The 6,168-nt window shown below is 51.9% G+C and carries 5 protein-coding genes and 1 pseudogene; 1 reads left to right on the plus strand and 5 read right to left on the minus strand.

Annotation, left to right across the window (positions count from 1 at the left end; genetic code table 11):
• Nucleotides 1-77: 77 nt before the first annotated feature.
• From ilvC to Q0W37_RS14995, 5 genes and pseudogenes are all read right to left on the minus strand, one after another.
• Nucleotides 78-1,556: a ketol-acid reductoisomerase gene (gene ilvC, locus Q0W37_RS14970; protein ID WP_097035145.1), complete on the minus strand. Its 1,479-nt coding sequence runs from the start codon at nucleotides 1,554-1,556 to the stop codon at nucleotides 78-80.
• Nucleotides 1,557-2,021: 465 nt separating this feature from the next.
• Nucleotides 2,022-3,174, minus strand: a pseudogene (locus Q0W37_RS14980) (fibrobacter succinogenes major paralogous domain-containing protein).
• Nucleotides 3,175-3,279: 105 nt separating this feature from the next.
• Nucleotides 3,280-4,089 (minus strand): fibrobacter succinogenes major paralogous domain-containing protein, encoded by an 810-nt coding sequence (locus Q0W37_RS14985; RefSeq protein WP_297702350.1) that lies wholly within the window; start codon nucleotides 4,087-4,089, stop codon nucleotides 3,280-3,282.
• Between the two features lie 47 nt (nucleotides 4,090-4,136).
• The gene (locus Q0W37_RS14990; RefSeq protein WP_297702351.1) at nucleotides 4,137-4,730 is read right to left on the minus strand and encodes an alpha/beta hydrolase; all 594 of its coding nucleotides are present in this window, start codon (nucleotides 4,728-4,730) and stop codon (nucleotides 4,137-4,139) included.
• Nucleotides 4,731-4,733: 3 nt separating this feature from the next.
• The gene (locus Q0W37_RS14995; protein ID WP_297702352.1) at nucleotides 4,734-5,444 is read right to left on the minus strand and encodes an SDR family oxidoreductase; all 711 of its coding nucleotides are present in this window, start codon (nucleotides 5,442-5,444) and stop codon (nucleotides 4,734-4,736) included.
• A gap of 81 nt (nucleotides 5,445-5,525) precedes the next feature.
• Between Q0W37_RS14995 and Q0W37_RS15000 the strand changes: the two genes are divergently transcribed.
• Nucleotides 5,526-6,098 (plus strand): GNAT family N-acetyltransferase, encoded by a 573-nt coding sequence (locus Q0W37_RS15000; RefSeq protein ID WP_297702353.1) that lies wholly within the window; start codon nucleotides 5,526-5,528, stop codon nucleotides 6,096-6,098.
• The last annotated feature ends 70 nt before the right edge of the window (nucleotides 6,099-6,168 follow it).

The following is a 6,168-nucleotide window of genomic DNA, read 5'->3' on the forward strand; positions in this document are numbered from 1 at the left end:
CGAGTATAGCGAGGCCGCAGACCCCGAAGCTGTACAACTAGTACAGCGAGAGGGTCGAGAACGACGCTAGACGAAGCTTAGACAACTTTCGTCATACCAGACATGCGTTCGCGCAGCCAAGCACCGACTTCTTCAACCGGATGCTGACGAATGTTCTTGTTCACCTTGATGAGTTCTTCGTTATCCACAGCGGTGGTCTTGCCTTCGCCGTAGATAGCGCCGATGTCGTCCTTCTTCACTTCGTTCTTCATGAAGTCGGCAAGCAGAGGCACGCACTTGTTGGCGAACAGGTAGCAACCGTATTCGGCGGTGTCGCTGATCACGCGGTTCATTTCGTACAACTTCTTACGAGCGATGAGGTTGGCGATAAGCGGAGTCTCGTGGAGAGATTCGTAGTAGGCGCTCATCGGCTTGATGCCCACGGAGCACATGGTTTCGAATGCGAGTTCCACACCGGCCTTGATCATGGCGGTCATGAGAACGCCGCGGTCGAAGTATTCCTGTTCGGTGATCACCTTGTCGGTAGCTTCGACCTTTTCGAATTCGAGTTCGCCCGTTTCGCCACGCCACTTGAGCAAATCCTTGTCGCCGGCTTCCCAGTCCACCATCATGGTGCTGGAGAACTTGCCAGAGATAATGTTGTCCTGGTGTTCGCAGTAGAGCGGCTTCATGATCTTCTTCATCTTTTCGGCGAGTTCCGTTGCGCGGATCTTGGCCGGGTTGGAGAGACGGTCCATCATGTTGGTGATGCCGCCATGCTTCAGGGCTTCGGAAATGGTTTCCCAGCCGTACTGGAGCAGCTTGACCGCGTAAGCCGGTTCAACGCCGAATTCCTTCACCATCTTGTCGTAGCAAAGGATGGTACCGGTCTGGAGCATACCGCAAAGGATGGTCTGTTCGCCCATGAGGTCAGACTTCACTTCGGCAACGAAAGAGCTTTCGAGAACGCCCGGACGGTCGGCATGGAGGCCAGCGGCGTAAGCCTTGGCATAGTCCCAACCCTTACCTTCGGGGTCGTTTTCCGGGTGCACGGCGATGAGGCAGGGCATACCGAAACCGCGAACGTATTCGCTACGGACTTCGGAACCCGGGCCCTTCGGGGCGACCATGATCACGGTGATGTCCTTGCGGATTTCCTGGCCTTCTTCAACGATGTTGAAGCCGTGGCTGTAAGAGAGGGCGGCGCCCTTCTTCATGAGCTTCATGATGGCCGGGATCACGTTGTGGTGCTGCTTGTCCGGTGTGAGGTTGCAAACGAGGTCTGCATCCGGAATCATTTCTTCGTAGGTACCGACCTTGAAGCCGTTTTCAGTAGCGTTCTTCCAGGACTGGCGCTTCTGTTCGATGGCTTCCTTGCGGAGCGTGTAGGAAACATCCAAGCCGCTATCGCGAAGGTCGAGACCCTGATGGAGACCCTGAGCACCGCAACCGACGAACACGATCTTCTTACCCTTGAGGGCTTCAACACCACGGCTGAATTCAGAATGTTCCATGAAACGGCAGTGGCCAATTTCTTCGAGTTGGCGACGCATAGGGATAGAATTGAAATAATTCATTTTTTGAACCTCTGTTAATTAGAATGTTTCCGGGGGGAAAGATAGCATTTTAGACGAGAGACGATAACTACGTAGGGCGAATATCGCGACAAAAACTTGTTTTTGGCATGATTGAGCCCAGTAGTTAGCACGAAGTGCAAAGACGAGAGACGAGAGAAGTGGTCAGTAAACAGTGGTTAGTGGTTAGTAAAATGTCATTCTGGAGCCCTGTCAAGGGCGATAGAATCCACCCTACGTCATTGCGCAGAGCGCATGACCGCATCAGCTCGGCAATAGAACCCGCTAGCGGTTCTGCTGCACTCGCCTCGCACGTCATTGCGAGCGAAACGCAGTGTAGCGCGGCAATCCATAACACATAAAAGGGGGATGCCTCCCCCTCGCTTCCATCGCCAGTCACAGTGACTAAGGTCCCTGAGCCTGTCGAAGGGCCGCTACCCCCTCGCCTAGGGGGACACCCCTAAAACCCTAATCCTTGACGCAACGAACCGAGAAGCCGTAGCCTTTAATGTTGTAGTACAGCTCCGCGAGTTCCTCGCGGTGAACGGTGTTGCTCAAAAGCATGCTGAACGCATCGAAGTTACCGTCCTCAGTAGAACTCCAGAAGAGCGTTTTGTCACCATCGACGTAATACCCGTCGCCTTTCCTGTAGCCGACAGGCAATGCGGAAAAACCGAAATCATCCGTTCCGTTGCTGTTTTTTATTCCAACCTGTCTCTGACTTGAGAAGCTTGCCCGCAGTCGATTTACCTTCCACCGCGGTGAACAGGGCTTTCCATTCCGTTTTGGATGGCAAATGCCAACCGCTGGGGCAAACACCTTGAACCGTATCTTTCAAGCTGCATTCCGTGCCGTAGCCGCAGTCCAACGGGTTCGTGGCTTCGGTCGCGAGATTCACCGAGTCTATAGCAGCCGCCCAGGTATAAAGACGACCAGCCACATCGCAGGTAGTGCTATCCCCATTATCACTCTTTCCAAAGCACCAACTCTTTTCCTTCACGTTTAAATCCGCGGCATCATAGTAATTAAGATTCTCCGCCATCCACACCTGGGTGCCGATTATCACAGTCTTGTAAACCTTACCATCTCGTTCATCGGTCATGGAACCATAGTCAATATCAGGATTAAATCGACATTCCTTCGGCACATTCCAATTCCAGCCCGTTTCGCCCTCCAGAAGCGCCGAACAATTTACCTCGCCTGCAGAACTGCTGCTGGAAGAAACATCACCCTGGACGCTCGAAGAGCTGATTGGATCCACGGAACTGCTACTAGACAAATCCTTCCCGCCGGAGCTCAACTCGGCACTGGACGACGATTTTACAGAAGAAGACGATTTCTGCTTTTCCGAACTCAACGACGCCTCATTCTCGCTACTGCTAGATTTTCCAAACTTTTCGCTAGAACTAGATCGCTTCGCATCACTCTGAGCGCCGCTTGACGAAGATTTCGCCTTTTCACTACTAGAAGACATCACTTCGGCAAGCTCAGAGACCTTGCCTCTGCTCGAAGAAGACAATTCAACGCCCGGCTCATCATTCGGCCCCGCCGATGTCGACGACGAATCATCACACGCCGCCAAAAACGCAACCATGCTCAACGCCACAAAAATCTTTTTCATAAGATCCACTTCAACCCAACAGCTTAATTTATCCAAAGGATAATATAGCTTATTTTACCCCCAAAAAAACTTCAAAATTCAGGACAACAATCTGGGGAGTCGCTGTCAGTCCTTTACGCAACGGACGGAATGTCCATAGACCTTATTGGCATTATTCTGAGCAGCCCTGTCCCAATCGTAGTCCAGAAAAACTGCGTAGGCAAACTTTTCGCTATCGCCACCAGAGGCTGTCCAGAAGTCAGCGAGACTGCCTAAGCGGTTGAAAGCGCCAGTGTTATAGATTATGCGGCCAGCAGGCTGTGCGGCAAAACCAACCGAATCAGAACCGTTTCCATCCTTATACCAACCACTCTGAGACTTCAGCATCTTACCAGCCATTGATTTTCCGCCCACTGTCGTGAACAGGGTAGTCCATTCAGTATTTGATGGCAAATGCCAGCCACCAGGGCAAGACCCCTGCACCTTTTCTGGCATTTTGCAAGTCTTGCCATAACCGCAATCCACCCCGTCACCATCGTCGTAAAGTTTCACCGAGTCAATCGCCGCAGCCCAGGTGTAGAGCCTACCATACTTGGCACAATTGCTAGAGACGTTGCCGTAGCAAAAACTACCATTGGCTATGGCGTAGTTCAAGTTTTCCGCCATCCAGGTCTGTTCGCCAATTTTCACCGTTCTGTAAACTCGCCCGTCACGACTGTCTATCATAGAGCCATAGTCAATGTCAGGATTAAAAAAACTTTCCTTCAGCTTGTCGATAGAAGACGAATAATCATCTTCACCAGCATCGTCACTAGAAACCGTCGGCGTAGAACACGCAGCAAAGAGCGTCATAATCACAGAAACGAACAAATAAGTAGACAACCTTCGACTACGCAATTTCGTTATTCCACTTATGACACAATCAAGCATTTTCATAATTTTCTCCTTAACGCAATGGTTTGACCCATCTTATGTAAATATAATCATTCCCGAATCCATCTGTCCAAAAAGGCCATCTGCTCGGCGGTGTGAAACCAGTGTTCGCCGCCGTCCATCACGGTCAGGGATGCGCCGATTTTCTGGGCAAATTCGCGCATCGTTTCTAGCGAGGTCAGGTTGTCATTCGAGCCGTACAGAATCTTCGTGGGGATGCGCCACTCGATGGGGTTTTCGCGCACATAGCACAGGTATTCCCACGAGAGCGTCTCGCCGAAATTCGTCGGCATGCTTTTCTTTTCGCGAAGTTCCTCTTCGGAGACACCCGCCCACGTCATCATGTCACAAATCAGCTTTTCCAGGTTAACCATCGGCGAAATAAAATAAGCCCGCTTGATGGGCTTATCGCCCAACGCATTCATCGAGAAGAACGCCCCGATGCTATTCGCAATAAGGGTTACTTCGCCGTAGCCCGCCGCGACGGAATCAAAATAAACCGGAAATTCCTTCTTGGCATCCCACGGGGTTTCAGCCTTGTAATCAACCCCAAGAACATCGGCGTCAGGAAACAGATTCTTGTAATGCAGCGCCTCGTCAGCGTTTCCGCCCTTTCCATGCACGTAAATAACAAGATTTTTCATTTCCTACCCTTCAAATTTCCAGCCGCAGTCGTTGTGGTAAATCATCTGGCGGGTCATGCCGCCGTCGATGCAGATGTTTTCGCCGGTGATGAATCCGGCCTTGTCACTTGCAAGGTAAAGCACCATGTTCGCGATGTCCAAGGGGTTCCCGACGCGACCTGCGGGCTGCTGCGTGGCATCGGGGCCTTCATAGGTCTTGAAATCCGTATCGATCCAGCCCGGCGAAATCGAGTTCACACGCACACGGCCCGCAAAACTCACGGCAAGTGCATGAGTGAGGGCTGCAATCCCGCCCTTCGCTGCAGTATAGCTTTCCGTTTGCGGTTGGCTCATGCGGTCGCGACTCGAAGAAATGTTTATAATACTTGCACCCGACCCAAAATGCGGCGCGAAAAGTTTCGCGAGGTAAAAAGGAGCAGTCACGCCCACGGCCAGCGCGTAGCTGAATTCTTCGTAACTGCACTCGTCAATGCCCTTCATCAGCGGAAGCGCGTTGTTCACGAGCACATCCACGTGCCCGTACTTTTCGATAACGAACTGCGCAAATTTTTCGAGGACTTCCTTCTTGGAGAGGTCCCCCACAAAGCAGGGATTCTCGCGGATGTCGATGTAGGCGACCTTAGCGCCCTCTTTCTCGAATTCACTCACGACGGTAGCGCCAATCCCGTGCGCCCCGCCCGTCACCACGACCACTTTATTTTCAAACGATTTCATGTAGGTAAATATACACTAAAACGCCCCGAAGCGCGCTTCCCTACTTGACGCGCGAACCACATTATCCTATTCTTTCGGCTAATGCTCCAGTATTTCGAAGTCACAAAGAGATCTCCGTGGTTGCCGCAGGTCAAAGCGCTGTATGAATCGGCGTTCCCGGCAAACGAACGCATTCCGATAAAGCATTTGCTCGACGATAAAATCAAGCGGGAATTCTGGGCGTTTTTCGATGACGATTTTCGCGGGAATCTCAGCGCGACCGAGACTGCCGCGACCCCAACGTTCTGCGGGTTTTCAAATTCCATCACGCACGGGAGCATTACGAACATCGTCTATTTCGCAGTCGTTCCAGAACTGCGCAGCCGCGGGTACGGTTCGAAAATTCTGCAGGCCATCCGCAGGCAACACCCCGACACGCGCATTGTCGTCGACATCGAAGTCGAAGAAGATTCCAAGGACGCCGAAGAACTCGAACGCAGGAACCGCCGCCGCGAATTTTACACCCGCAACGGCTTTGACTCCTCCCCCGTCGATTACATCTGGCAAGGCGAGCACTACCGCCTACTCAGCGCAGGCGGCGTCGTCACCGAAAAAGAATTCCGCGATTTCTGGAAAGAAATTCTGAAGAACGTCCCCGGAGCAAAGTACCCGTAAAATTTTACAGCGGCACTTCGCACAATCTTTTCTCAATTTCCTCAATAGAGGGCATTGTGCCTTCAACCTT

Origin of the sequence: uncultured Fibrobacter sp. (assembly GCF_947166265.1) — a bacterium.
Taxonomy (GTDB): domain Bacteria; phylum Fibrobacterota; class Fibrobacteria; order Fibrobacterales; family Fibrobacteraceae; genus Fibrobacter.

What these genes read in the sequence shown, in the direction of transcription:
- ilvC (WP_097035145.1), bottom strand. Translation starts at nt 1,556, where the DNA reads ATGAATTATTTCAATTCTATCCCTATGCGTCGCCAACTCGAAGAAATT.
- Q0W37_RS14985 (WP_297702350.1), bottom strand. Translation starts at nt 4,089, where the DNA reads ATGAAAATGCTTGATTGTGTCATAAGTGGAATAACGAAATTGCGTAGT.
- Q0W37_RS14990 (WP_297702351.1), bottom strand. Translation starts at nt 4,730, where the DNA reads ATGAAAAATCTTGTTATTTACGTGCATGGAAAGGGCGGAAACGCTGAC.
- Q0W37_RS14995 (WP_297702352.1), bottom strand. Translation starts at nt 5,444, where the DNA reads ATGAAATCGTTTGAAAATAAAGTGGTCGTGGTGACGGGCGGGGCGCAC.
- Q0W37_RS15000 (WP_297702353.1), top strand. Translation starts at nt 5,526, where the DNA reads ATGCTCCAGTATTTCGAAGTCACAAAGAGATCTCCGTGGTTGCCGCAG.